The sequence below is a fragment of the Lachnoanaerobaculum umeaense genome (assembly GCF_003589745.1).
Classification (GTDB): domain Bacteria; phylum Bacillota; class Clostridia; order Lachnospirales; family Lachnospiraceae; genus Lachnoanaerobaculum; species Lachnoanaerobaculum umeaense.
The window spans coordinates 881,074-907,800 of record NZ_CP032364.1 but is presented as its reverse complement, the minus strand read 5'-3'; the positions used below and the strand labels follow the sequence as shown (position 1 = coordinate 907,800).

28 protein-coding genes and 1 pseudogene are annotated in these 26,727 nt (G+C 36.3%); 4 read left to right on the top strand and 25 right to left on the bottom strand.

What is annotated here, in order from left to right; genetic code table 11:
• Window positions 1-7 precede the first annotated feature (7 nt).
• From D4A81_RS04110 to D4A81_RS04035, 16 genes and pseudogenes are all read right to left on the bottom strand, one after another.
• Window positions 8-993 (bottom strand): annotated as a pseudogene (locus D4A81_RS04110) (ORF6N domain-containing protein).
• A 322-nt stretch (window positions 994-1,315) separates the two neighbouring features.
• Complete coding sequence (locus D4A81_RS04105; protein ID WP_111525614.1) at window positions 1,316-2,158, bottom strand: AraC family transcriptional regulator; 843 nt, start codon at window positions 2,156-2,158, stop codon at window positions 1,316-1,318.
• Between the two features lie 268 nt (window positions 2,159-2,426).
• On the bottom strand, window positions 2,427-2,957 hold the full coding sequence (locus tag D4A81_RS04100) for a histidine phosphatase family protein (protein WP_242977748.1): 531 nt from the start codon (window positions 2,955-2,957) through the stop codon (window positions 2,427-2,429).
• Window positions 2,958-3,145: 188 nt separating this feature from the next.
• On the bottom strand, window positions 3,146-3,427 hold the full coding sequence (locus D4A81_RS04095) for a hypothetical protein (RefSeq protein ID WP_111525616.1): 282 nt from the start codon (window positions 3,425-3,427) through the stop codon (window positions 3,146-3,148).
• A 10-nt stretch (window positions 3,428-3,437) separates the two neighbouring features.
• Window positions 3,438-4,373, bottom strand: a complete 936-nt coding sequence (locus tag D4A81_RS04090; protein WP_111525617.1) for an ORF6N domain-containing protein — start codon at window positions 4,371-4,373, stop codon at window positions 3,438-3,440.
• A 164-nt stretch (window positions 4,374-4,537) separates the two neighbouring features.
• Window positions 4,538-4,960, bottom strand: a complete 423-nt coding sequence (locus tag D4A81_RS04085; RefSeq protein WP_111525618.1) for an Imm12 family immunity protein — start codon at window positions 4,958-4,960, stop codon at window positions 4,538-4,540.
• A gap of 94 nt (window positions 4,961-5,054) precedes the next feature.
• Complete coding sequence (ispD, locus tag D4A81_RS04080; protein WP_111525619.1) at window positions 5,055-5,747, bottom strand: 2-C-methyl-D-erythritol 4-phosphate cytidylyltransferase; 693 nt, start codon at window positions 5,745-5,747, stop codon at window positions 5,055-5,057.
• 1 nt (window position 5,748) lies between these two features.
• Window positions 5,749-6,765 carry a tRNA (adenosine(37)-N6)-threonylcarbamoyltransferase complex transferase subunit TsaD gene (gene tsaD, locus D4A81_RS04075; protein ID WP_111525620.1) on the bottom strand — a complete coding sequence of 339 codons (1,017 nt, stop codon included), beginning with the start codon at window positions 6,763-6,765 and terminating at the stop codon, window positions 5,749-5,751.
• Window positions 6,752-7,663: a ribonuclease Z gene (locus D4A81_RS04070; RefSeq protein WP_035619848.1), complete on the bottom strand. Its 912-nt coding sequence runs from the start codon at window positions 7,661-7,663 to the stop codon at window positions 6,752-6,754. The genes tsaD and D4A81_RS04070 overlap by 14 nt, the downstream gene beginning before the upstream one ends.
• Window positions 7,657-8,097 (bottom strand): ribosomal protein S18-alanine N-acetyltransferase, encoded by a 441-nt coding sequence (rimI, locus tag D4A81_RS04065; protein ID WP_111525621.1) that lies wholly within the window; start codon window positions 8,095-8,097, stop codon window positions 7,657-7,659. Before rimI ends, D4A81_RS04070 begins: the two co-directional genes overlap by 7 nt.
• The gene (gene tsaB / locus D4A81_RS04060; protein WP_111525622.1) at window positions 8,087-8,797 is read right to left on the bottom strand and encodes a tRNA (adenosine(37)-N6)-threonylcarbamoyltransferase complex dimerization subunit type 1 TsaB; all 711 of its coding nucleotides are present in this window, start codon (window positions 8,795-8,797) and stop codon (window positions 8,087-8,089) included. The genes rimI and tsaB overlap by 11 nt, the downstream gene beginning before the upstream one ends.
• The gene (gene tsaE, locus D4A81_RS04055) at window positions 8,775-9,236 is read right to left on the bottom strand and encodes a tRNA (adenosine(37)-N6)-threonylcarbamoyltransferase complex ATPase subunit type 1 TsaE (RefSeq protein ID WP_111525623.1); all 462 of its coding nucleotides are present in this window, start codon (window positions 9,234-9,236) and stop codon (window positions 8,775-8,777) included. Before tsaE ends, tsaB begins: the two co-directional genes overlap by 23 nt.
• Window positions 9,237-9,288: 52 nt before the next feature.
• A complete protein-coding gene (locus tag D4A81_RS04050; protein WP_111525624.1) occupies window positions 9,289-9,777 on the bottom strand; it encodes a YcxB family protein in 489 nt (162 codons plus the stop codon).
• A 1-nt stretch (window position 9,778) separates the two neighbouring features.
• On the bottom strand, window positions 9,779-11,947 hold the full coding sequence (locus D4A81_RS04045) for a Tex family protein (protein WP_279220798.1): 2,169 nt from the start codon (window positions 11,945-11,947) through the stop codon (window positions 9,779-9,781).
• A gap of 9 nt (window positions 11,948-11,956) precedes the next feature.
• Window positions 11,957-12,310 carry a leucyl-tRNA synthetase gene (locus D4A81_RS04040; protein WP_111525626.1) on the bottom strand — a complete coding sequence of 118 codons (354 nt, stop codon included), beginning with the start codon at window positions 12,308-12,310 and terminating at the stop codon, window positions 11,957-11,959.
• Between the two features lie 13 nt (window positions 12,311-12,323).
• Window positions 12,324-12,665, bottom strand: a complete 342-nt coding sequence (locus D4A81_RS04035) for a DUF2752 domain-containing protein (RefSeq protein WP_111525630.1) — start codon at window positions 12,663-12,665, stop codon at window positions 12,324-12,326.
• 252 nt (window positions 12,666-12,917) lie between these two features.
• On the opposite strand from D4A81_RS04035, the gene D4A81_RS04030 reads away from it, so the two are divergent.
• Window positions 12,918-14,306, top strand: coding sequence for an ISNCY family transposase (locus D4A81_RS04030; protein WP_119808255.1), 1,389 nt, complete (start codon window positions 12,918-12,920; stop codon window positions 14,304-14,306).
• A gap of 48 nt (window positions 14,307-14,354) precedes the next feature.
• On the opposite strand, the gene D4A81_RS04025 is transcribed toward D4A81_RS04030, so the two are convergent.
• The 7 genes from D4A81_RS04025 to D4A81_RS03995 all read right to left on the bottom strand — a co-directional run bounded on the left by D4A81_RS04025 (window position 14,355) and on the right by D4A81_RS03995 (window position 22,445).
• Window positions 14,355-15,536 (bottom strand): homoserine dehydrogenase, encoded by a 1,182-nt coding sequence (locus D4A81_RS04025; RefSeq protein WP_111525891.1) that lies wholly within the window; start codon window positions 15,534-15,536, stop codon window positions 14,355-14,357.
• A 3-nt stretch (window positions 15,537-15,539) separates the two neighbouring features.
• Entirely contained in the window at window positions 15,540-15,983 is a 444-nt protein-coding gene (locus D4A81_RS04020) for an ACT domain-containing protein (RefSeq protein ID WP_111525892.1), read from the bottom strand.
• Window positions 15,984-16,105: 122 nt separating this feature from the next.
• Window positions 16,106-17,821 carry a phospho-sugar mutase gene (locus D4A81_RS04015; protein ID WP_111525893.1) on the bottom strand — a complete coding sequence of 572 codons (1,716 nt, stop codon included), beginning with the start codon at window positions 17,819-17,821 and terminating at the stop codon, window positions 16,106-16,108.
• Between the two features lie 71 nt (window positions 17,822-17,892).
• On the bottom strand, window positions 17,893-18,741 hold the full coding sequence (locus tag D4A81_RS04010; RefSeq protein ID WP_111525894.1) for a DNA-3-methyladenine glycosylase family protein: 849 nt from the start codon (window positions 18,739-18,741) through the stop codon (window positions 17,893-17,895).
• Window positions 18,734-19,627 (bottom strand): RluA family pseudouridine synthase, encoded by an 894-nt coding sequence (locus tag D4A81_RS04005; protein ID WP_111525895.1) that lies wholly within the window; start codon window positions 19,625-19,627, stop codon window positions 18,734-18,736. Before D4A81_RS04005 ends, D4A81_RS04010 begins: the two co-directional genes overlap by 8 nt.
• On the bottom strand, window positions 19,627-19,899 hold the full coding sequence (locus tag D4A81_RS04000) for a metal-sensing transcriptional repressor (protein WP_111525896.1): 273 nt from the start codon (window positions 19,897-19,899) through the stop codon (window positions 19,627-19,629). The genes D4A81_RS04005 and D4A81_RS04000 overlap by 1 nt, the downstream gene beginning before the upstream one ends.
• Window positions 19,899-22,445, bottom strand: a complete 2,547-nt coding sequence (locus D4A81_RS03995; RefSeq protein ID WP_119808253.1) for a heavy metal translocating P-type ATPase — start codon at window positions 22,443-22,445, stop codon at window positions 19,899-19,901. Before D4A81_RS03995 ends, D4A81_RS04000 begins: the two co-directional genes overlap by 1 nt.
• A gap of 362 nt (window positions 22,446-22,807) precedes the next feature.
• Between D4A81_RS03995 and D4A81_RS03990 the strand changes: the two genes are divergently transcribed.
• From D4A81_RS03990 to D4A81_RS03980, 3 genes are all read left to right on the top strand, one after another.
• Window positions 22,808-23,089: an HU family DNA-binding protein gene (locus D4A81_RS03990; protein WP_111525898.1), complete on the top strand. Its 282-nt coding sequence runs from the start codon at window positions 22,808-22,810 to the stop codon at window positions 23,087-23,089.
• The gene (locus D4A81_RS03985) at window positions 23,089-23,328 is read left to right on the top strand and encodes an RNA-binding S4 domain-containing protein (RefSeq protein WP_111525899.1); all 240 of its coding nucleotides are present in this window, start codon (window positions 23,089-23,091) and stop codon (window positions 23,326-23,328) included. The genes D4A81_RS03990 and D4A81_RS03985 overlap by 1 nt, the downstream gene beginning before the upstream one ends.
• A gap of 126 nt (window positions 23,329-23,454) precedes the next feature.
• Window positions 23,455-24,342: a class I SAM-dependent methyltransferase gene (locus tag D4A81_RS03980; RefSeq protein WP_111525900.1), complete on the top strand. Its 888-nt coding sequence runs from the start codon at window positions 23,455-23,457 to the stop codon at window positions 24,340-24,342.
• A gap of 63 nt (window positions 24,343-24,405) precedes the next feature.
• Here D4A81_RS03980 and D4A81_RS03975 read toward each other — a convergent pair whose 3' ends face one another.
• Both D4A81_RS03975 and D4A81_RS03970 read right to left on the bottom strand, forming a co-directional pair.
• Window positions 24,406-25,728 (bottom strand): HAD-IIIA family hydrolase, encoded by a 1,323-nt coding sequence (locus D4A81_RS03975; RefSeq protein WP_111525901.1) that lies wholly within the window; start codon window positions 25,726-25,728, stop codon window positions 24,406-24,408.
• Entirely contained in the window at window positions 25,725-26,684 is a 960-nt protein-coding gene (locus D4A81_RS03970) for a carbohydrate kinase family protein (RefSeq protein ID WP_111525902.1), read from the bottom strand. Before D4A81_RS03970 ends, D4A81_RS03975 begins: the two co-directional genes overlap by 4 nt.
• Window positions 26,685-26,727 lie beyond the last annotated feature (43 nt).

The following is a 26,727-nucleotide window of genomic DNA, read 5'->3' as shown; positions in this document are numbered from 1 at the left end:
AGTCATTCTAAATTCTCAAATTCTTATTGTTTAACATTCCACCAAACATTGTATGATATAAATCCTTTGCTGATTCTTCTATCTTGGTAATACTTGATATTTTATTTCCTGCATCCTTCGATGATGCTCCACAAAGATAAAAGGCTTCATTTTCCGTTCCATAGTCTATCGAAATATACCTATCGTGATACTTTTTACCTGCAATCTTCATTTTTAAGTTAATGTTAGGGTAATCTCTTACAAAATCATTTAAAATACTTTTTGTAAGCATATCTTTATTTCTGACATTATCGCTAAATATGATGACTTCCACATTATCTTTTGCAGTTCTTAGCAGCTCTAACGTTTTTAAGCCTATGTAGTTATCTATCACAAAAATACTTTTCTTTGCAGACTTATATATTTTTGTGTATGCAACATCCGCTTCAATCTTATCTCCATTCATCAAAAGAAAATGCTTATAGGTGTCCGGATCTATGAAATTTTCCATCACTTTTTTTAAATCTTCTTTAGTAGCCATTTGAGATTTTATTTCTGCAATATCTTTTGTATTTTGGTTTGTCTGTACTGCAATTTGCACCAAATCTTTTGGACTGATAAAATCTTGATTTTCAATTATAAAATCTTTCATCTGCTTAAACATTCGTATTAAAGCCTTGCTTTGCTTAACAGCAAGTTCTCCTCTTAATACAGTCATAAGCATATAAATACCCTGCTCTGTAAAAGCATAAGGTGGTTTTCTACGACCGCCCCAACTTGATGTCGATTTTTTCGATATCAAGTTTTCAAACTCCGACTTCGTCAACTGAAACATAAAATCATCATCAAATTTCTCAGCATATTTTTTACTTGTTCGTTAAATCTTGTCGTTGTATACCCATAAATTTCAGCAAGTTCAAAATCAAGCATAACCTTTTGATTTCTTATATAGTAAATCTTGTTTTTTATTGTAGTTTCATCTATTACCACTATTTCTTTATTTTTTTCTATCATAAAATGAACCTCACTAAATTTATACTGACTGATAAACAGGGATTTCTTAATTACTCATTTTTTTAATTAAGCTTCCCAAAAATATTTCTAATATAGATTTTACTGTACTTTTCATATTCAGTCCATCTTTTAATTCCGGCCTGTAGAAAAACTTTTCTGTATCTGCTCCACTACTATGGTACTCGCAAATTCTTCAAGCTTTACTACAACTTTTCCAACAAAATTACTGAATACAGAAAAAGCACATATCCGAAAGATTCTATAATCTTAAAGTTATGTGCTTTGTTTTTACACTATTCGATGGTTTAGACATACCGTTTTTTTAAGCTTTAGTTATAGGAATCCAAAGTTCCATTTTATAGTCTTTACTATCCATATCACCTTCGTAATAATATTCAAAGTCAGGTTTACCTGAATGTACATAGCCATGCTCAGGGAAGAATACTTCCATCGCATATTTCCACCCGTTATGAATGCAATCCGGAACACTTCCTATTAATTCTACAACAGCATACTCTGCTTCTTCCACTTCCAAAACATCTAAGCCTATACTTCTCGCTTGCTCTGCATCAGTAACGATATATCCAGCTATATAGTTTATTGTACTTGGGTTTTCCACATCATCGCAAACACCTACACTTTGACCGCTTCCCAAACTTGCAAGTTCATCGTGGCTATATTTTTTATACAACTTATTCCAGACACTAGGACATAATGATGAATTGATGTTTTGTTCATTTACCCCTGCAACTGTAAATGCTTTTTTCTTTTGAATTGTAATATTCATGCTTCTTCCTCCTCTTACACTTAATGCTAATTGCACACGTGATACTACTTTGAACGGTTTCCCATTTCTTACCTCAGAAGGAGTAAATCCATGAAAATTCTTAAATGCAGTTCCAAATGAATCCGATGACTCATATCCAAATTTGAATGCAACATCAATAATCTTTTCGTCCGTATCTCTTAATATAACGGCTGCTTCTGTCAATCTTCTACTTCTTAAATATTCTGAGAGTGTTGTTTCAGTCAGAATAGAAAACAAGCGACTGAACATTGAATACGAATATCCGGATAACTGAGTTACTTTCTTTTCGTCAATTTCATCATCAAGAACTGTTTCAAGATAATCAATCGTATTGTTAAACGACTTGATAATATTCACTTTGATTCCCCCTTTCTTTCGGTTTATTTTAGTATAGAGGAAGATTTCTTTTCATACCCTACAATATCCGTACAAGTTTTATAGGCTTCATCTCATAGAAACTTATAGCTTTCTAAGTTCAACAAATTGTAATTTACAAAATTAATTCATTTAAAGTTCTTTTATATACTGTTACAGGCTAACAATCTCTGTTTGAAATAATACTTATATATTCACCTATATTAAGTAATTCTCATCTACCACTACTATAACATCCACCTAACCACCTCTACTTTTCAGCAACTACATAGTCTCCATTTTTATAGTTTCTCACTGATTTACTGATTCTAAATCCTACCTTCTGCATTTCTTTCACCAAAATATGCATATAAAATCCATGTGTGACTACCGCACTATCATATTCCTCAGTATTTAACAATTCTACAAACTTTCTTGCCCTTGCTATCGTCTCTTTTTGGCTTTCGCCTTGCCTACTGATGTTAAAAAGCCATTGAATTCTCCCTGTTACATTCCAAAACCACAATGGTAACTCAATCCTGCAATTAAAACTTGAACCAAGCGGGACTTCATTTAGCAGTTCAGTGCATATAAATTCCCTACTTCCAAATATTTCCATTGCAGTGTCTCTACTTCTAGACAATTTGCTGACATATATTTGCTTGACATTAAAAAGCGGAATATAATAGGACATCTGCATAATCGGAGACTTATCATACTGAATACAAGCTTTATCAAACTCACCGGAACTATACTTTCTTTTCCAGTCATAATCCACTTTTCCATGTCGTATTATAATCACCTTCAAGTTCCACCCCTTCCTATTTTACAAACCAGGATCCTGCCTTCTTATATTCTATTCTCACATTAACATCTGTACCATCCTTTTAGATTTATTTATCATCTCTGAAATGTCAAGATTCTTATATTTAATTCCAATCATAAATTTCCCCGTACATACCTGACTGTCCCCTCAACTTTTCCTTTTGTTTACCCTCTGTATGGTCTGCACAGTACTGGCTTAAAACTGAAGAAGCCGGCAAAATCTTCAAAGGCTATATACTCACACATCATCGCACATACCTCACAAATTCCTGTTTGTGGTGCAGAAATTTTGTCTAATTGCAGCATTAGATTAACCACCGTTTCTCCAAACATTCCCAATTTTATCAAACAAGCATTTGAATCTGTATATAGATATTTTTCAGCAATAATTCCAATCTGATATAAGACCGGAAAATCATTTTGTAAAAAAACAAAATTAGATTGCATTTTTCTCCTCCTACCTCACTTTATTTATCAAATCCTGAACCAAATTTCCATCTTCAATTTTTGTTATCGCAAAACTCTTCTTGCCGGCATCTTTTATAGATGCACCGATGAAATAACCTTCTTTGTCATCTATAATCAAAAAACGGTCATGAAAATCTGTAGTCTTTTTTATTCTCACACTCGGGTATTGAGCATTAAACTTATTGATATCTTTTGTTGTTAAGCTCCCTTTTCCCGCTGTTGCTATCAGTACATCAACTCCTGAATTCTTCTTACAAAGTATGTTAAGCGTATTTACATCCACATAATTATCAATCAAGATCAGTTTACTCTGTGCTTTTCCAACTAAATCTGCAATAAAACTGAAAGCATCATAGATTTGACCATCAAAAAATATCTTTTGTTTTACTTCTGTATTGCTCGCAATATAGTTGAATACTTCTTCGAGTTTCTTATCTGTTTCCAGTTGCTTATCCATTCCCTTATCTATTTCTTTTTTCAAGTCCAAATGACTAAGTTCCAGTCTATCAAGTCTGGAAAAGAGTTCCTGATTCGTAAGCAAAAACTTACGCATTTCAACAAAGCTATCCATAATTTTAATACTGGTATCTACCGCAACTTCACTTTTAAGCACAGCAGATAACATTGCAATCCCTTGTTCTGTGTAAACATAAGGCATATATCGTCTACCGCCATAAGTACTGTTTGTACTTGAGGTTCCATTTTGGAATCTCAAGTTTTTATATTCCACCTCCGTTATTTGAAAACAAAAGTGCTCAGGAAACCTTGCAACATTTCTTTTCATTGCTTTATTCAAATTACCTGTCGTAACCTGGTATAAACCGGCCAAATCACTATCAAGCATTACCTGTTTCCCACGAATAGTATAGATCATATCTGTGATATTTGTTTCATCTGTCGGTATCAAAGTGTTATCATCTTTCATTTGCTAATCCTCCACAAATTCAAATTTACCAAGACCAGTAAACCGGTATTTCTTAATTACTTATTTTTTCCTTCTAGCAACTGAACCTTAATATAATTTTGAGGTCAAAAATTTCGACCTCAAAAATTCCCATTCCTCTTTTGTAAATTGAAGTCTAACATCATCTACAAATTCCCAAACACCCTTCTAACCCCATCTTCATAACACCTGCTATCAAAATCCGGTTTATACTTCATGCTTTTCATCTTAATGATATCCGAAAGCTCCATAAGATAGTCCTTATACATTTTAAGAAACTTACTTACACTTTCTGTCTTATTGGAATTCCACTCATTAGAGCTGAAATGAACATATACCATAAATTTCCCCGCTTTAGAATAATATCTTGCCTGATAAATTCCCGTTTTAGGATAATACTTTGATACATTTCCGCTAAGACAAACACAAATATCCATCTTCTGTAATGTCTCTGTCTCAACGCTTTCAAAAATATTTTTCATTTCTTTTCTTACCATTCTTGCGGCAGATAATATATTATCCAATATATCATCCGTTCCGCCAACAATAATATTCATATTGACTTTCATATTTTCCTCGAATCAGCTGTGAAGTTGAACCCCTCCGACACTTGACATAATACCCAAAAAGCCAACGCAACCACATGCTGCATCGGCTTTTCTATCAGCAATTCTCGGCGTCCAAAAACGCCTTAGCTATCACTATATCCTCAGGTGTTGTTACCTTTATATTTTTATAATCACCCTCTATCAGCCTTACTTTGGTATCGGTAAATTTTTCCACCACCATTGCATCATCTGTGATGCCTAGATTTTTATAATCTGTTTTATACAGCTTTTCAAAGGCAGACTTTATTAAAGCTACATTAAAGCATTGTGGAGTCTGGATGATACAAAGTGTATTTCGATCAATTGTCTCACCACCAAATCCTCCGTCTCTGACTCTTATAGTGTCCTTTGGAGCTACTACGGGTACAACAGCCCCATATTTAAAGGTCTCTTCTATACATCTGTTTATAATCTCCACACTTATCATGGCTCTGGCAGAATCATGTATCATACAGATATCGCCTTTAGCTTTTTCTAACCCGTTGTATACGGAGTCATACCTTTCAGCACCACCGGCTACGATACTGATCACCTTACTAAATCCATATTTTTTTACAATATCTTCTCTTACAAAATCAATATCATCTTTGGAAGTGACTACAATGATTTCATCCGCCTTACTTTCACTGAAGGCTTTTAAAGAATAGTATAATAATGGCTTGTCAAAAAGCTCTACAAACTGCTTCTTTTTCTCAGCATTAAATCTCTTACCGCTGCCTGCCGCAAGTATTATTGCTATACTCTTCATATTATAATTCCAGATTCGGCACTGCATTAAGTGTCAAATCTTTAAAGTTTTCATTTAAATATTCAAAGTATGCGGCTACACCTATCATTGCTGCATTATCAGTGCAATATATCGGCGAAGGGAAGTGAAGCTTTAATCCCTCTTCACTGCATTTTTCTTCCATCAAACTTCTAAGTGCGGTATTTGAAGCCACACCACCTGCCATAGCAACATTTTTTATATTGTAATCCTTGGCTACAGTAATGGTATGTTCTACTAAAACTTCTACAACTGCTCTTTGAAATGAAGCTACCAAATCATTTACATTTATCTTTTCGCCTGTCATATTTGCCTTATTTTGATAATTTAATACAGCAGACTTTACACCTGAAAAGCTGAAATCATATTTTGAATCATTTACTCTTGCCTTTGGAAACTCTATCGCATGAGAATCTCCAAGCTTTGCCGCCTTATCAATTTTTGGACCTCCGGGATATCCAAGTCCCACACTTCTTGCCACCTTGTCAAATGCCTCACCTGCCGCATCATCTCTGGTAGTCGCAACTATCTCAAAATCATTATAATCTTTTACAATTGCTATTTCAGTATGACCGCCTGAAACGATAAGACATACAAATGGCGGCTCCAGTTCTTCATGCTCTATAAGATTTGCCAGAACATGCCCCTTTATATGATGTACACCTATAAGAGGTTTATTAAGGCCGTAGGCCAGTGCCTTTGCTTCGCCTACGCCTACAAGCAGTGCACCTACAAGCCCCGGCCCGTATGTAACTGCTATTGCATCTATATCATCAAAGGTAACATTCGCCTCTTTCAGTGCGTCTTTTATGACAAAATTTATATTTTCTATATGCTTTCTGGAGGCAATCTCAGGGACTACGCCTCCGTATATTGTATGCAAGTCTATCTGTGATGAGATAACATTTGAAAGCACCTTTCTTCCGTCTTCCACAACTGCTGCCGCAGTCTCATCACATGAACTTTCTATTGCAAGTATTTTTACATTACTCTTCTTCATAACCAAGCTCTACACTCCATCCATCTCTTGCGGTTTCTATAACCGGACAGATTTTTTTCAGCTTATCGATATACTCATCCGGTTTATTCATTGACGGTGAATAATGTGTCAGCCACATTCTCTTAGGATTAGCAACTTTTCCAAGATTTGCCGCCTCCATCATAGTCATATGCTTATGTTCTTTGGCATTTTCTTCCTTTTCATCTTCACCATACATACCCTCACATATAAAGAGGTCACAATCTGTGGCATAATCTGCAATAATCGGAACAGGTCTTGTATCTGTACAATAATTTACCTTTATACCTCTTCTTGCCTCTCCCATTACCATATCAGGAGTATATGTGATATCTCCGTCAGTGATAGTTTCACCATGTTGCAATTTATTCCAGTATTTTAACGGTATATCAAGCTCCTTCGCTCTGGCAGCATCAAACTTGCCCTTTCTGTCAATAGAAATTCTGTAACCGTAGCATGTTACTCTATGGCTTACCTTATAGGCTTCTATCTTATAAGGTGCAAAATCTATCACTTCCTCATTCTCTCTAAGTTCATGGAATTGAATTTCAAAAGGAAGCTCCGGTGCTATAACTCTCATAGCATTTACAACTCTTTCAAGCCCCTTAGGACCTATGATAAGGAGCGGAGTGGTCTTTTCACAATTTCCGATTGTAAGTAAAAGCCCCGGTAAACCGCTTATATGATCCGCATGAAAATGTGTAAAACAGATCACATCTATAGGCTTCGGACTCCATCCTTTCTCTTTTATGGCAACCTGAGTACCCTCTCCGCAATCTATCAAAAGATTTACGCCCTCACATCTGGCCATCATTGAAGTCAGCCATCTGTAAGGTAGCGGCATCATACCTCCGGTACCTAATAAACAAATATCTAACATTTTATATATCCTTCCATTAACAGAGCATCATCTGTGGGATCAGAGTAATATTCTTTTCTGATACCTATCTTCTTAAAGCCATAATGCTCATATAGACTTATGGCATCTTTATTTTTGCATCTGACCTCAAGAAAAACCTTTTTTACTTTCATATCTCTAAGATTTGAAATCATAAAGTTCATTAACTTATGTCCACAGCCCAATCCTCTGTACTGCATATCGGTAGCTATTCTAAACAGCTCCGCTTCATCTTCATTTACTCTGAAAACTATATATGCCAAGACTCTATAGTCTTCTTCAATCACTATGCAGTAATCGAATTTAGATTCTATAGAGTCTTTTATGTTATTTTCGCTCCAGGCATCACTGAAAATATCACTTTCTAAGCTTCTTATTACTTCCACATCAGAAAGAAGCATGGGTCTAATCCACATTTCTCTCCCTTTCAGCCTGGCTTTTTCTAAGATATTCCGGTCTCATATCATCAGAAACCATGGATTTCCCTTCTTTAAACATCTCCATACCAAGCATTGCAATATTTGACGCCCTCTGTCTGTTCAAATTTGCCGGAGCAAAATCATGTGCAATTTCAAAGTTTTCATCAATATATTCCCTAAATACCGGCACTCCGTCACCCAGGAATACTATGTTTTTTATCTTTTCTTTTCTATCTATCTCTCTAAGTATATCTAATAATTCATCTATAGACACTGCCATAGACTCTCTTACTACTTCCAATTGATGGTCATTTTTATATATACCTGTATATACCTGATTTCTTCTGGCATCCATTATAGGTACAATCAGAGCATCACTTGAATATATATTTAATGCCATAGCATCAAGTGTAGGCACATGAATAAGTGGCAAATCAAGTGCAAGCCCAAGTCCCTTTGCACTCGCAGCACCTATTCTAAGTCCGGTAAATGATCCCGGACCTCCTGAAATTGCAATAGCTGAAAGCTCTTTTATATCCACTCCGGTCATTTTTACTATTTCATCCAACATAGGCAATAATGTCTCTGAATGAGTCTTTTTAAAATTTGTGGTATATTCCGCTATTGTCACATTTTCATCTATTATTGCAACTGAAGCCACTAATGCAGCACTTTCAATTCCCAAAATCTTCATCATCTATGCCTTCCACTGCTATTTTTCTGTAATCAAATCCCTTTTCAAGATCCTTTGATATAAAAACCCTTATAATATTTGTCGGCAATGCTTCTTCTATAAGCTTTGACCACTCTATAAGGACTATAGCATCATCATATATAAATTCATCAAATCCTATTTCATCAAGCTCAGAGATATCGGAAATTCTGTACACGTCAAAATGATGCAGCCTTTTATCACCTTCATAGCTTTTTACTATATTGAAGGTAGGACTTACAATATCTCTCTTTATTCCAAGTCCCGCACCGAATCCCTTTGCAAAAACGGTTTTACCGACTCCAAGATCCCCGTCAAGGCATACCACCACAGAACCGGTTTTTGCCTTCAGATTATTTGCAATCCTAAAGGCAATATCAAATGTTTCCTTATCGGAAAAACTCTCAAATACCCTTGTATTCATCCTTATTCCAACCACCTTTATAAATTATAGGCTTTTAAAAGCACTTATAATTTTATAACAGACTTACCCTTGTCTTTTCTTTTAAAACAGCAACTATTTTTTCTTTCTTTTCCTTTGTATATCTGTCAGGTAGCAAATAACCTCTGACAGCATCTACGTATATTATTATAATACCCGGTACTATCCTTGAACGAAATCCGCTCTCCCATTTAAAATCAATACTCTCTCCCTTTGATGAAACAACAATTCCCTCATCATTCATCTCAAGTGAAAGCCCTGCTCTTATAGCCTCGCTTCTTGCCTGTTTTGCAGATTTTAGATAGAGCATTGCCGGCTGTATTATCAAAAACATATTTGCCAATAAAACAAACATAATTTTCCTTGGAACATCAAGCGTATTCCAAGAAGTGATTATATAATAATACATTACTATTGTAAAAAGCACATTAAATACCAGAAGGAAACCCCTGTTGCTGTGATACATGGAAAAAAGCCATATATCCTTTGCATTAAGCTGCATATCTATCTTTATTTTATTCATATCAATCCAATACCATAGACAGTGCTATTCTCTTCTTTTTCAGATCTACGCTGTCTACCCTTACTTCAACTATATCTCCTACACTCACTGCTTCAAGAGGATGCTTTATAAACTTCTTGCTAAGCTTTGATATATGCACAAGTCCGTCCTGATGTACTCCGATATCCACAAAAGCACCGAAGTCAATAACATTTCTGACTGTGCCCTTTAATACCATGCCCTCTTTTAAGTCTTCCATCTCCATAACATCAGTGCGTAGTATAGGCTTTTGCATCTCATCTCTAGGGTCTCTTCCCGGTTTTTCCAGCTCTTTTACAATATCCTTTAAAGTTATCTCACCTATTCCTATTTCATCGGATACCTTTTTAAAATCAGTAATTTTCTTTGAAATACCGTTAAGTCCGGCAACAGTGATATCCTTGGAACTGTAACCTATACTCTCTAGAAGCTTTTTTGTAGCTTCATAGCTTTCAGGATGCACACTTGTCATATCAAGCGGCTCTTTACCGTCATTTATTCGAAGGAAACCTGCACATTGCTCAAATGCCTTAGGTCCAAGCTTAGAAACCTTTAAAAGCTCTTTTCTCGTTTTAAAGCTTCCGTTTTCCTCTCTGTATACAACTATATTTTTGGCAACAGCCTTTGAAATACCTGAGATATACTCTAAAAGAGGTGCTGAAGCGGTATTGAGATCCACACCCACCTTGTTTACACAGTCCTCTACAACTCCTGAAAGTGCTTCTGAGAGTTTTTTCTGATTCATATCATGCTGATACTGACCGACACCTATGGATTTTGGATCTATCTTTACAAGCTCTGCCAGCGGATCTTCAAGTCTTCTGGCAATAGAAGCCGCAGATCTTTGACCTACATCAAAGTTTGGGAACTCCTCTGTCGCCAGCTTACTTGCAGAATATACACTGGCTCCCGCCTCGTTTACAATAATATACTCAAGTTTTGTATCAACTTCTTTTATAAGCTCTACAATAACAGCCTCAGATTCTCTGGAAGCAGTACCGTTTCCAAGTGAAATAAGACTTATATTATATTTCTTTATAAGCTCTTTTAATATTTTCTTTGACTCTGCAACTTTATTTTGCGGTGCTGTAGGGAAGATAACTTTTGTATCAAGCACCTTTCCGGTCTCATCAACTACTGCAAGCTTACATCCTGTTCTAAAAGCCGGATCCCAACCAAGTACCACTCTACCGGCTACAGGAGGCTGCATCAAAAGCTGAGTAAGATTCTTTCCAAATACCTTTATGGCCTCATCCTCTGCCTTTTCTGTAAGACTTGATCTGATATCTCTTTCTATTGAAGGTGCAATAAGCCTCTTATATGCATCATCAATAGTATCCTTAAGTATCTGCTCAGTATGTACATTATGCTTTTTTATAATGCATTTTTCCAGATATCTGATAATCTCCTCAACCGGAGGGTCAAGTTTTACTGTAAGTATTTTTTCTTCTTCTCCTCTGTTGATGGCAAGTATCTTATATCCTGCTGTTTTTGAAACACTCTCTGCAAAATTGTAATAGTTTTCATATACAGATTCTACAGTTTCATCCTTTGCCACAGAAGTCAGTATACCCTGCTTAAACGACAAATCTCTTATCTTATTTCTAAAAGCCGCATCATCCGAAATCTTTTCGGCAATAATATCCATAGCACCTGCTATAGCATCTTCAGGTGTTTCCACCTCAAGACCTTCTTTATCTGAAAGATATTTTTTTGCTTCCTCTAGTGCAGGTGTTCCAAGCTTTTCCTCATAAATATCATTCGCGAAATTTTCAAGGCCTTTTTCAATGGCAATCATAGCTCGTGTACGTCTCTTAGGTCTAAACGGTCTGTAAAGATCATCCACTGCCACCAGAGTAAGTGCAGCTTCAATATCTTTTCTTAATTCCTCTGTAAGCTTACCCTGCTCCTCTATTGCAGACAATACCTGTTCTTTTTTCTCTTCAAGATTTCTGAGGTACTTTAATCTCTCATCAAATTGTCTTAGTATCTCATCATTTAATGAGCCTGTTACCTCTTTTCTATATCTGGAAATAAATGGAATAGTATTACCTTCATCTATAAGCTTTATAGTAGCTTCTACCTGTGTGGTCTTTATTCCAAGTTCTTCTGCAAGTATTTTTATTATATCAGTCAATTTTTTATCCTCCATTACCTACAATCAATGTGCTATATACAGTTGAATATAATCTTGTAAAAGTTTAATCTGCTCAGGTTTGAACTGACTTAAAAACCTTGGGTCCTTTAAACTGGCCACAAGAAAAAGTATCATAAAATATATGGCCAAACCCATCATCACCCCAAGTATTCCTGTAATCATTCCGGCAACAGCTTTTCCCCTCATTCCATCCTTTGCAGAAATGAAAGCAAAGGCAATAGCAAATATTCCAATTGGAACACCCATAGGAACTCCTGATATAGGAAAAGAGCATAAGTTTGACAGTATTGACGCTATTCCTAATACCAAGGCCCTATTTTCCCATCTTTTCTTTTTAATATCTTCAGTACCCTTCATTTATAATCCTCGTCTATTTAAGTAAGTCTATGCCTCTAAAAATCAATAACCAGTCCTTTATTATCCAGTTTAAAAGCAATATAATGACTCCGATGTATAACATTGGCAATCCAATCTTTTCTTTGTTAAGATTCTTGCCACTAATCTTATACTTTACTACAAAAATGAAAAAAATAAAAGTTGCAATAACAGTATAAGGTACTATAGGATTATAAATAAAACTTCTACCCAAATCACCTCTTATCAAAAACCTCGCAGATCTGGTGCTTCCACACCCCGGACAATAAAAGCCTGTCATCTCATGAAATACACATGGAAACCCAAATCTTATAAGACTATTAAATATATTTACCATATTTTCCTCAAATATAATTTTGGCACCACCAATGGTAGTGCCAATAAAAATCAAACTATCTTTGTTCTTATATATTTTATCACACCGCTTAGATTATTCAAAGTAGCAAGGAAATCTTTTTCCTTCATTTATAAGCCATAAATGATAAAGTCCTAGTATACCACAAATAAAAATGTCCCACTTATGGTAGAATACTATTTTGTATATTCTAACACTAGGAGGAACTGACTTATCAGAAAGGTTATTTTATCAATGGATGAACAAAGAAAGTATGAAGTTATCAAAGGTCTGGTAGATCACCCCGATACAGCTAATAAGGATAGAGCTGCTCTTATCCTAGGATGCACCAAAAGACATATAAACCGTATGATACAGGGTTATATTAAAGATGGTAAAGCATTCTTTATTCATGGTAACAGAGGTAAGAAGCCGGCTACCACTATCTGTCCTGATGTCAGAAGTCAAGTCCTTGATCTATACAGAACCAAATACTACGAAGCTAACTTTGAACACTTTACAGAGCTTCTAAAAAAGCATGAAGGCATAAGTATCTCTTCTTCCTCTGTAATGAGTATTTTGGAGTCAGAATATATTCTATCTCCAAAGGCTACAAAAGCTAAGCGTAGACGCATTAAGCAAACTCTCAGAGCTAAGAAGGAAGCTGCAACATCAAAAAGGGAATTATCACAGATACAAGCTAACTTAGTAGCAGTTGAAGATGCTCACAGTCGTCGTCCAAGATGTGCTTATTTTGGTGAATTGCTACAGATGGATGCTACCCCTTATGAATGGGTGCCGGGACAGATATGGCATCTACATTTGGCTATTGATGATGCCTCAGGTGTTGTCACAGGTGCCTGGTTTGATACTCAGGAGACTCTTAATGGATACTACCATGTATTTGAGCAGATTCTTACTGATTATGGTATTCCCTATAAGTTTCTTACCGATAAACGAACTGTATTTACTTACAAGAAAAAAGGTGCCTTATCTGACGACAAAGACACCTATACACAGTTTGCATACGCCTGTAAGCAACTTGGCACACAGCTTGAATCAAGCAGTATACCACAAGCTAAAGGACGTATAGAACGATTGAATCAAACCTTACAGTCACGCCTGCCTATTGAGCTAAGGCTCGCAGGCGTAACCGATATCCATAAAGCCAATGAATTCCTTCACTCCTACATAAAAGAATTCAATGAGAAGTTCTCACTTCCACTTTATGGTATCAAATCTGTCTTTGAAACGCAACCGTCTAAAGAAAAAATAAATCTTACTTTGGCGGTTTTAACTGAGAGAACTGTTGATGCCGGACATGCGATTCAATTTGAGAAAAAATTTTATAAGATGATAGATCACAAGGGAGTGCAGATCCATTATCGAAAAGGTACCAAGGTTATGCTTATCAAGGCATTTGATAGGTCTATGTTTGCGTGCGTAAATGACAAAGATATTTATGCACTGGAAGAAATACCGGCTCATGAACATAAATCTAAGGACTTGGACGCTGACTACAAACAGCCAAAGCCTAGAAAGCCTTATATACCGCCTATGAACCATCCTTGGAGATTGGATGCCTTTAATAAATTCGCACACTCACAGCCACACAGAATTGAAGAAGACATAAAAAGTGCATAATAAAAGCCCTTTTGTGGGGGCTTATAAATTAATTATTTTGGGACATAATCATTTATGCTTGACAGTAGCAAGGAAATCTTTTTCCTTCATTACTCCTGTTATCAAAGCGAACTCATCTTTTCCATCCAAATACACTTCTTTTGCATCACGGAATGATGTCTTACATTTCTCTATAAAATCTCCATCTCTGCCCATAAATCTTACAAAGTATCTGTGGCTTGTTTCCTGCATGTCTACAACTTCCTGCTTTTTATCACCCCAGCCAAAAGAAACATTTCCATCCTTGTTCTTAGCAATAGCAACAATATCAGCTACTACAGCACTTGCGGTAGGCAATTTTCCTGCACCGCTTCCATATAACATGCTCTTTCCAAGCATATTTCCTTCCACCATAATGCCATTGAATACATCATTTACCATAAACAATGGATGATCACTCTCAACCATAACCGGTGCTACAAAAGCAAATACCTTGTCATTTTCAAACTTTGCATCTCCAAAAAGTTTTATTGATGTATTCAGATGCTTTGCATATTCAAAGTCAACGGTATCTATTTTGGTAATACCCTCTGTGTGAATCTCCTCAAAGTTTACTTTCTTACCTGTTGCAAGAGATGAAAGTATTGCTATCTTTCTACAAGTATCATGTCCTTCCACATCTGCCTCAGGATTTCTCTCTGCATATCCCAGATCCTGTGCTGTAGCAAGTGCCTTTTCAAAGCTTTCACCCTCAGCGTCCATCTTTGTAAGTATATAATTTGTAGTACCATTTAATATACCTGTGATCTCTTTGAAATGCTCTCCGGCATAGCTCTCAGTTAAAGTTCTAATAATAGGAATACCTCCACCTACACTTGCTTCAAAAAAGAAGTTTACATTTCTTTCTCTTGCAATCTTTAAAAGCTCTGTACCATGTGCCGCTACCAAAGCCTTGTTTGAAGTAGTTACATGCTTACCTGCAAGCAAAGCATCTCTTACAAACTCAAATGCCGGAGATGTTCCACCCATTGTCTCTACTACTACATCTATATCCTTATCCTCTATGATTTCTTTAATATCATGTACTAATAAGCTTTCCCACTCAGTTCCCGGAAACTCACGCAAGTCTAGGATTCTTTTTACTATGATATCCTCACCTGTCTTTTCCTTTAAAAGTGCATTATTTTCTTTTATAACTTCATATACTCCTGAGCCTACAGTTCCAAGCCCTAATATTGCAATGTTAAACATAATTTACTCCCTGGCTAATATTTTTATATCAAAGATACCATCTAAATTTCCAATCTCATCTACCATCTTAGATAAGTCTCCGGTATCCTTTAAAACCTCTATAGACAAAGAAATCGTTGCTACACCACTTACAGGTATAGTCTGATGTATTGTCAAGATATTGGCATGATACTTTGCAACCACTGCTAAAAGCTCTGATAGAAGTCCCATCTCATCCGATATTTGGATAGAAAGGGTGATATTCCTTCCCTTTGAAGAATCATCAAATGGAAATATATCATCTTTATATTTATAAAATGAACTTCTGCTTATGCCACATTTATCTGTAGCTTCCTTTACGGTCATCATTTTATCCGCAGTCAACAGTCGCTTGGCCTCAACCACCTTAATGAGCACCTCGGGTACTGCCTTATCTTTTACCACATAATATTTGATATTTTGCTCCATGTTCGCCCCTAAAATACATCTGTTCGTCTACCGCATAATGATAACACAGTAGATTTTAAATTGCAAGCAAAAATATTGTATATTAGGCTCAAAAAAGAGGCTGTAAAAACAGCCTCTAAAAATTAAGCTAAGCTTTTCTTAATATCATTTGCGATTTTACTCTCAAGTTCTCTTGCACTTGCTTCATTCTCACTGCTTATAGCAAGGTAGAGTTTTAACTTCGGCTCCGTTCCTGAAGGTCTAAGTACTGCACAGGAGTTGCCATCCAGCATATACTTGATAACATTTGACTTTGGCAAGTCAATTTCCTTTTTCTCACCTGTACCAAGTATGGTCTGTGTAGAAGTCTCATAGTCTCTTACTTCTAAGATCTTAATACCTGCTATATCCTTAGGAGTATTATTTCTGAACTTATTCATTATCTCGTCCATCTTCTTCATTCCACTCTCACCTTCAAACTCAAATGAATAAAGTGTATTCAGATAATATCCGTATTTCTCATATAATCCGTTAAGTACATCAAGTAATGACTTATTCTCGGATTTATAGTATGCAAACATCTGTGCAATCAAATATGCTCCATTTACAGCATCCTTATCTCTTACATAGCTTCCTGAAAGATATCCGTAACTCTCCTCAAAGCCCAGGAGATATCTGTCTACTTCGCCATCTTTTTCAAGATTTGCTATCTGATCACCGATATACTTAAATCCTGTAAGTACATCTCTGGTCTCAATACCATAGTCATCTGCAACTCTATTTACAAGATCTGTAGTAACTATTGTCTTTACAACTACGGGTTTTTCCGGCATTACACCCATAGCAACTTTTCTCTTTGCAATAAAGTCTGTAAGTAAAACTCCTACTTCATTACCTGAGAACAGTCTGAAATCATCTCCCTGCTTTATGGCAATACCCACTCTGTCACAGTCCGGATCTGTTGCAATAAGAATATCCGCTCCTACTTCCTTAGCTACATTAAGACCAACCTCAAGAGCTTCTCTTATCTCCGGATTTGGGTATGGACAGGTTGGGAAATCTCCATTTGGAGTAGCCTGCTCTTTTACTATCTCAATATTTGTAAATCCGTTTTTCTTAAGACAGGTTGTAACACATCTTAAACCTGTTCCGTAAAGCGGTGTATAAGCAATCTTTACATTCTTGTCAATATCATCACCTATAAAGGTCTGTGTTGAAACAGCATCCATAAATGCGTTAAATGTATCTTCACTTATATATTCAATAATACCTGACTTAAGTCCCTCTTCAAAATCAACAAGCTCATAGTCTGAGAATGTATCCACACTGTTGATCTCATCAAGTATTCTGTCTGCCGCCTCATTGGCTATCTGACATCCGTCAGCTCCATATACCTTATATCCATTATACTTTGCCGGATTATGGCTGGCTGTTACCATAATACCGCCGTCACATCCTAACTCTCTTACTGCGAAAGAAAGTGCCGGTGTAGGCATAAGCTCTTTCCAGATATATACCTTGATTCCTGCTCCTGCAAATATACTTGCCGCTCTCCTTGCAAATACATCAGAGTTATTTCTACTGTCATAAGATATCGCAAGTTTTGGATTTTCTGCAATTGAATTTATATAGTTTGCAAGACCTCTACTCGCCTTTCCAACAGTGTAAATATTCATTCTGTTGCTTCCCACACCAAGTACGCCTCTAAGACCTCCGGTACCGAATGCTAATTCCTTGTAGAATCTGTCATTAATAGCCTCATCATCATTTGCAATGGATGCCATCTCTTTTACCAGTGCCTCATCCGCTAAATCAGCATTTTTCCAAGTCTCATAAGCCTTTTTTGTAAGTTCGTTCATAATGCTCCTTTCATAGGAAATATATATCTTTTCACCATTTTGGTATGGTAATATAATACCAAATTCTCTAACTAATTACTACTATGTTTCACACTTTCTCTACCATAATAGAAAATATATTGTTGAATAACACCTGCATAACCTTCGTACAACTCCAGTGGAAATTTTCCGTCATAGTGTTCATCAATCATTCTCTTGATCCAGACATCTATAGGGAAGGCTGCGATTCTATGATATCCGAACAATGCCACACAGTTTGCCACCTTTATACCGACTCCCTTAAGACTCATTAAAGCGGCTAAAAGTTCGGTATCGTTTAGCTTTGTAAGTGCCTCAAGTTCTATATCTTTTCTAAATACCGCCTTTGCAGTAGCTTCTATATATGGGCTTCTGTATCCAAGTGAGCAGGCATTTAACTCGTCAATACTTGCATTTGCTAAAGCCTCCGGAGTTGGGAAACTATAAAACTCTGTATCCGGATCGATATTTTTAATAAAATCCGGAACTTTCATATCTATTTTTTTCCCATACACCTTTGAAAGTTTTTCAACCGAAGATTTAATAGCCGGTATACTCTTTCTTTGTGAAATTATAAATGATATAAGCATTTCCCATTTATCCTGATTTAATATACGAATTCCATATGAATATTCGGTCGCATTTATTAAAAACAGATCACTCTTTGGAATATTCTTCTCATACTCTTTATAATCAAGTCTAAGGTCAAAATAATCCAACCAAAAATCATTAAACTCCTCTTCACTGCAAGAGAGTATATATCCGTCTCCGTCCTCTTTTATAAACAGTAGCTTATCACCTGCAACAAGACTGAATTCATCCTCATAAATATTAAATCTGAATATCTGTCCGCTGTCTGCAATCTTTCTCATATCAAGATGTGGGTATTCTATTCTAAACATAATTCTTTCCTATCTTTTCTTTAAAATCTACCGGTAAATCACATTCCAAATACATTCTCTCACCTGTTATAGGATGTATGAATTCAAGGCTCTTTGAATGTAGGAGCGGTCTTACCGAAATTTTACCGTAATCATTTTCATTATACAAATAATCTCCTACAAGCGGTGCACCTATGTGACTCATATGTACACGTATCTGATGTGTTCTGCCTGTTTCAAGTCTAATCTCTATTAAAGAGTATTTTTCAAATCTTTGCAATACTTTAAAATGTGTTACAGCCCTTTGACCATCAGGGCTTACCTTTCTCTTTATCAAGGTATCATCTTCTCTGGCTATCGGCAAGTCAATTGTATCTGCATCAGGCAATCTGCCGTCATCTTTTACTATAGCATTATATACTCTTTTTATCTGCCTGTTTTGCATAGCAATATTTAAAATACCAGCACTCAAGAAATGCTTTGCCACTATTGTAAGTCCCGTAGTGTCCTTATCAAGTCTGTTAATGCATCTGAAAACAAAGTTTTCGCCATTATAATAATACATCAGAGCATTTGCAAGTGAGTTCTCATAATTGTTAAGACTTGGATGAATCGGCATATCACTGCCCTTATTTATTACTATGATGTCCTCATCCTCATATTTTATATCCAGCTTGATATCAACAGGTACTATATTTTCACTATTTTTATTTTCACATACACGCACAAGAAGCCGGTCATTTAGCTCCGGCTTCTGATTCATATAAGCCCAAACTCCATTGAGCATTATACTGTTTTCATATTTTTTCAAGGTTGTAATATTTGAGGCTGAATATCCCTTCGCTTTTAAATAGTCTTGAATATCCTTATACTCCCCGTCTATTATATAAAGAATTTCTCTTTCCATTATTTCATCATCTTCTTTATCATATTTGACAGCTCAAATATCTTCTCTTTTCTCTCTTCCTCACTCCCTGTAGCTGCCGCATCCAAAATACAGCCCTCTATATGTGCTTCCAAGATAATACGATTTGTCCTTTCAAGAAGAGCTCTGGTGGCAAGAACCTGATTTGATATATCAACACAGTATCTGTTTTCTTCCACCATCTTTATGATGCCCTCAAGCTGTCCTTTGGCTGTCTTTAACTGCCTTAAAACAGTCTTAGAATCGGCTCTCATTATACTACCTCATAGCCTGCATCCGTGATAGCTTTTTTCACCTTCTCCAAATCTGTATCGGCACTGTGCTCTATTGTAACATTTTTTGCATCCAAATTCACCAGTGAATTGCTCACGCCTTCTACACCTCTTGTAACCTTCTCCACAGTTGCCTTGCAGTGCTCACACATCATTCCGTTTACATTAATTACTGTTGTCATCTTTTTATCCTCTTTTCTTTTATTTTCAATGAGCTCTATCTCATCATTTTCTATATTATTTTTCTTTACTTTCTTAGGCTTAAAGGCTCTTAGTCTAAGTGCATTGCTTACCACACATACACTGCTCATTCCCATTGCTGCAGCACCAAACATAGGACTGAGCTTCCATCCCAGGCTTAGATAAAATACTCCCGCAGCCAATGGTATTCCAATTGAATTATAAAAGAATGCCCAGAAAAGATTCTGTTTTATATTTCTTATTACCGCCTTACTTAAATCAATTGCTGTAGCCACATCCTTTAATGAGCTGTGCATCAGTACTATATCCGCACTCTCTATAGCGATATCCGTACCTGCACCTATTGCAATACCTACATCCGCTCTTGCAAGTGCAGGCGAATCATTGATACCGTCACCAACCATTGCCACCTTGTGCCCTGCTTCAATAAGCTCTCTGATATGTTCTTCCTTATCGGTAGGTAAAACTTCGGCAATAACCTTTTTAATACCTGCTTCCTTTGCAATAGCCATTGCAGTGTTTTTATGATCACCTGTAAGCAATACAACATCAATATTTCTGTTTTTAAGAGCCTGTATAGCTTCCTTACTGTCTTTTTTTATTGTATCCGCAACTGCAATAATTCCAAGCAGTTTGCCGTCTTTACCAAAGTACATCGGTGTCTTACCCTGAGCGGCAAGTTCATTTCCCTTTTTAAATGCTTCTGTAAAGTTTTCACTGTTTCCATACTGATCTTTTATGGCCTGCTCATTTCCGGCAATAATTTTTGAATCATCTACACTTGCAACAATACCTCTTCCTGATATCGCTTGAAACTCTGTAGGTGAAACAATCTCTAAACTTTTTTCCTTAGCCTTTTCTACAATAGCCTCAGCTAAAGGATGCTCCGAAGCGCTCTCAACTCCAGCAGCCAGTTTTAAAAATTCATTCTCATCTATATCAAATGCTAAAATATCTGTAACTACAGGCTTACCCTCTGTTACAGTACCTGTCTTATCAAGTACTACAGTATCAATACTGTGAGTTGTCTCAAGTGCATCGGCAGATTTAATAAGTATTCCGTTTTCAGCACCCTTACCTGTACCTACCATTATAGCTACAGGAGTTGCAAGTCCAAGAGAACATGGACAGGATATAACAAGTACCGCTATGGCACAGTTTAGAGCAAATGAAAAATCATATCCCAGTGCCAACCATACTATGAATGTGATGAGTGCAATTCCCATAACAACCGGTACAAATACTCCCGCGACTTTATCAGCCATCTTGGCAATAGGTGCTTTTGATGATGAAGCCTCTTCCACCAAAGCAATGATTCTTGAAATGGCCGTGTCCTCACCTACCTCTGTTGCCTTTATCCTTACACTACCATTTTTATTTATAGTGGCAGCTATAAGCTTATCGCCTTTCTCCTTTTGTACAGGTATACTCTCACCTGTAATGGCACTCTCATCCACACTCGTACTTCCCTCAATTATCATTCCGTCTACCGGAATGCTCTCACCCGGACGTACTATTACAATATCTCCCACTACAACATCTTCTGTAAGTATATTTTCCTCTACACCGTCACGAAGCACATTTGCCCTCTTCGGTGATAAGTCTATAAGCTTTGATATTGCATCCGTTGTTCTTGCTTTTGAACCTGTTTCAAAGAATTTTCCTAAAGTTATAAGAGTCAAAATCATGGACACAGATTCAAAATAGAGATTCATTCTGTATTCCATCACTGTATGCATATCAGCATTATTAAGTGCATAGCCCATTACATAGATTGCAATTACACCATATGTAAATGCGGCACCTGAATCCACCGCAATAAGTGTATCCATATTTGGTGAAAGATTGAAAAGAGATTTAAATCCGCTTATATAATACTTTCTGTTTACATACATTACAGGCAGTACCAGTAAAAGCTGTGTCAGAGCAAAGCCTACCGGATTGCCCTCACCTGATAAGAATTTAGGAAGCGGCAAACCTATCATACTTCCCATACTGAAATACATTAAAATAACCAAAAATACTATGGACACCTTCAGCCTGAACTTCATAGAAGCTATTGCATCATCATTAGTCTTTTTTATACTCTTCTCTTCTTTTTTCTGTTTTGTAGCTGTAGCCAAAGATGCTCCATATCCGGCATCAGCTATATTTTTTATTATATCATTTGAACTCAGCTTATCTTCCTTATATTCCACCTGCATGGAATTTGTCAAAAGATTTACAGATACATTTTCCACACCTTCAATCTTACCTACTACTCTCTCTACTTTGGCAGAACAGGCGGCACAGCTCATTCCGGTAATATTATATTTTTCTTTTAACATATATTCCTTTCTAAAAATACTCTATAGTTTGTATACATCAAATTATATTTAGGCATACAATAATACTACAAATTTAATTACAATCTTACTCTATATACCCCTACCGGGTATAAGTATAATACACCTTCCACTCTCACTTTGTCAAATAAATATATATATTTTCTTAAGTAAAATAACTTTATATAGAAAAAACCCTTACAAAACGGCTTTTTTACTTGATTCTTCTTGACAAATCAGCTTAAACAGACTATAAAAAATATGTTATGAGTGGTATCACGTCTCATAATAATTCTATATTGTCGCTAAATTCGACAGTAATATTTTAGTATAATGTTTTTAACATTATTTTTAGGAGGAACAAAATGAATAGAACAGAGTTGATCGATGCTATGGCTAATAAGATGGATAACTCCATCACAAAGAAAGATGCTGAGGCAGTTCTTAAGGCATTTGTAGATGTTGTTACAGAGGAGCTTACCAACAAAGGAAAGATTCAGCTTGTAGGATTTGGAACATTTGAAACATCTGTAAGACCTGAGAGAGAGGGTAGAAACCCAAGAACCGGTGAGACAATGAAGATTGCTGAGAGTGTAGTTCCAAAGTTCAAGCCAGGTAAGGCACTAAAGGATGCTGTTAATAACTAATGCGTATTGACAAATTTTTAAAGGTTTCAAGAATAATAAAAAGACGCACAATAGCCAATGAAGCATGTGATGCAGGCAGAGTTCTTATAAATGATAAAATAATCAAAGCTTCTGCTGAAGTAAAAGTTGGAGATATTGTAGAAGTATTATTCGGTGGCAAATCTGTAAAAGTAGAGGTTCTTTCTTTAAAAGAAACGACCAAAAAGGACGAGGCACAGGAATTATTTAAATATCTTTAGTAAAAAGGTCGGTATTTTCCGACATGAGCAATGCCGTATTAGGTTGTAAATACAACCAAGCGGCATTTTTTATGGTATAATGATAATAAGACAGTTTGTCTTAATATGAATAGAGAAAGAAAAAATATGTGGATTGCAAATAATTGGAAGGACTATGAAATATTAGATACCTCAAATGGCGAAAAACTTGAAAGATGGGGAGATTATATTCTTGTCAGACCCGATCCTCAGGTGCTCTGGAATACAGGACATTCCCATCCGGCATGGAAGAAAAAGAATGGGCACTATCACAGAAGCAAAGCCGGTGGTGGGCATTGGGAGTTTTTTAATCTTCCAAATACCTGGAGTATTGACTATGAATTGCCCTCATCAAAAATAACATTTAATCTAAAACCTTTTACATTCAAACATACCGGAGTATTCCCTGAACAGGCTACCAACTGGGATTTTAGCTATACTAAAATCAAAGAAGCCACAGATAGGAATCGTGAGATCAAAGTATTGAATCTGTTTGCATACACAGGTGGTGCCACCTTAGCTGCGGCTGCTGCCGGTGCAAATGTCACTCATGTAGATGCAAGTAAGGGTATGGTTGGCTGGGCAAAAGAAAATATGATAAGCTCGGGACTTTCTTCGGCTCATATCAGATGGCTAGTGGATGACTGTATCAAATTTGTACAAAGGGAAATAAGGCGTGGTAATACCTATGATGCCATAATAATGGATCCTCCTTCATATGGTAGAGGTCCAAAGGGTGAAATATGGAAAATTGAAGACTCTATCTATGAATTTATAAATTTGACCACAAAGCTACTTAGTACAGAGCCTCTCTTCTTCCTTATAAACTCATATACTACAGGTTTGGCTCCCGGAGTGCTAACCTATATGATCAAGAAATCTCTGGAAGAAAATAAACTTCCTGCTGCAAGCATAGAAGCTATGGAAATAGGCTTGCCTGTAAACAAGTCAGATTTTATACTGCCTTGTGGTGCCAGTGCAAGATGTATATGGTAAGCTAATACTTAGAGGCTATATTTTAGGATTGTAAAATTAATAGCCTCTAATTTTTATCTAATTTCACTCTGTAAAATCTTTTATTATCTTTTCTACTGCATCTAGAAGATCTTCCGCCTCTATATCGCAGCTTCTATCGTATTTTCCATCATTTCCGGCAAAACCGGTATTTACTAAAACAGACTTTATCCCGGCATTTCTTGCCATCTCAAGATCCATAGTAGAATCTCCTACCATATATGATTTTGAAAGGTCTATATTATACTTTTCTACAGCCTCCTCTATCATACCTGTCTTTGGTTTTCTACATTCACAATCAAATTTCAGTTCAGGAAGCTCACCCTCAAATCCCTTATCCGGATGATGTGGACAATAGAAAATATCATCTACAAATACACCTTTCTCACCTAATAAAGTCTTTAACTTATTGTGAATATTGTGAAGCTCCTCAAAAGAACATTCGCCTCTTGCAATAACAGGCTGATTTGTAATAACTATAGCAAGTGCCCCACTCTTATTTATATCCTTTATAGCTTCGATAGTACCTGGAATCAGTTCCAGATCATCAGCCTTGGATATAAATCCCTTTGAAACATTCATAGTGCCGTCTCTATCCAGGAATATAGCTCTTTGCTTATTCTTCAAATTCTTTGATTGAATAAGTCCACTCTTTAACTCCTCTACTGTAGCATTTATTCTATCCACAGTACCCACATCCTTCACATACTCAGGTGAATGATATGCATATATATTTGCTCCAAGCTTTACCTGATTTGCAAGTATATCCCTTTCAAAATCAGTCTTTATCGGTTTTTTGACCAAGTCAAGCAGTCTTTTGTTTATTATATACATCCCTGCATTGACCATATTGTCATACCAATAATCTCTCACATTATGCTTTGAGTCAAATCCAACAACTTTTCCGTTATCATCCATTTGAATAAGATCTGAATCATATGGATGTCCGTTTGGATGTGCCAGAAGTGTTGTTAATGCAGAATTTTTGAAATGAAAAGCTTCCATTCTATCAAAATCCAAATCAAAGAAAACATCTCCAAAGATAAGCAAAAAGTCCTTAGTATCTATTTTATCTTTCAGATAGTAAAAAGCTCCGGCTGTACCAAGTGGTTCCTTTTCAAAAATGTAGTCAATATCCACTCCAAAGTCTTTCCCATCTTTAAAATGATCCTCTATTTTCTCTCCCAAATGTCCTACAATCATTACTATCTTTTTTATGCCGTAGGCTTTTAACTTATCCACCTGATATTCAAGTAATGGCTTACCATTAACAGGTACCATAGGCTTTGGTATCTCATCATTTGTTATGCTACGAAGTCTGCTTCCCTTACCTCCTGCCATAATAACAGCTACATCTATATTTTTCATTGCTTTAATCTCTCTAATGTTTCATCAAGTGTAGGAATACTCACTATACCACCTCTTTTTTCTACACAAAGGCTTGCAACCGCATTTCCAAATCTTGCAATATCATACATTTGCTTTGTACTGATATTATCCAGATCAACATTCTCATTAATGAATTTTGCCAAAAGTCCTCCCCAAAAAGAATCTCCGGCACCCGTAGTATCAACAACATTACTCTTAAATCCGGGTATTTCTACATAGCCTGTTTTTGATACAGCCAAAGCTCCCTTTTCTCCAAGAGTAACCACTACAAGCTTTCTACCATTTTCTATCAAGTACTTCCCTGCTTCAAGCGGTTCCTTATATGGTGTAAGAAGTGATGTCTCCTCATCAGATATCTTCATAATATCAGCAAGCTGAGCCATCAATCTCATCATTTCCATTGCCTTATCAACATTATCCCAAAGTGGTTCACGGTAGTTTGGATCATAGGATATAATAGCACCTGCTTCCTTTGCAATCCTTACCGCCTCAAAAGTCGTACCCCTTGACGGTTCATCTGTAAGAGATAGAGATCCTACATGAAATATCTTAGTTTCCGTTAATATATCTTTATTTATCTCATCTATACTAAGTTTTGTATCAGCTCCAGGCTTTCTTGCAAATGAAAAATCTCTATCTCCTGTTATAGACAGGCTAACAAATGCCAGAGTAGTAAAAACTGAAGGATCTGAAATCAATCCGCTTGTATCTATAGGCACACTTTCTAGTACACTTCTTAAAAAATCACCATGCATATCCGAGCCTATTTTTCCTATAAATGCGGTTTTTAGTCCGGATCTTGACACAGCTGTCAACATATTTGCAGGTGCTCCTCCCGGATTTTGTTCAAAAAGTCTCATTCCTGTTGGTGAAAGTCCTGCAGGTGTAAAGTCAATCAATAATTCACCTAACGCAACTACATCAAATCTTTTCATTAAGTACTCCATTCTTAGTATAATCAACTATGAGTATAAATAA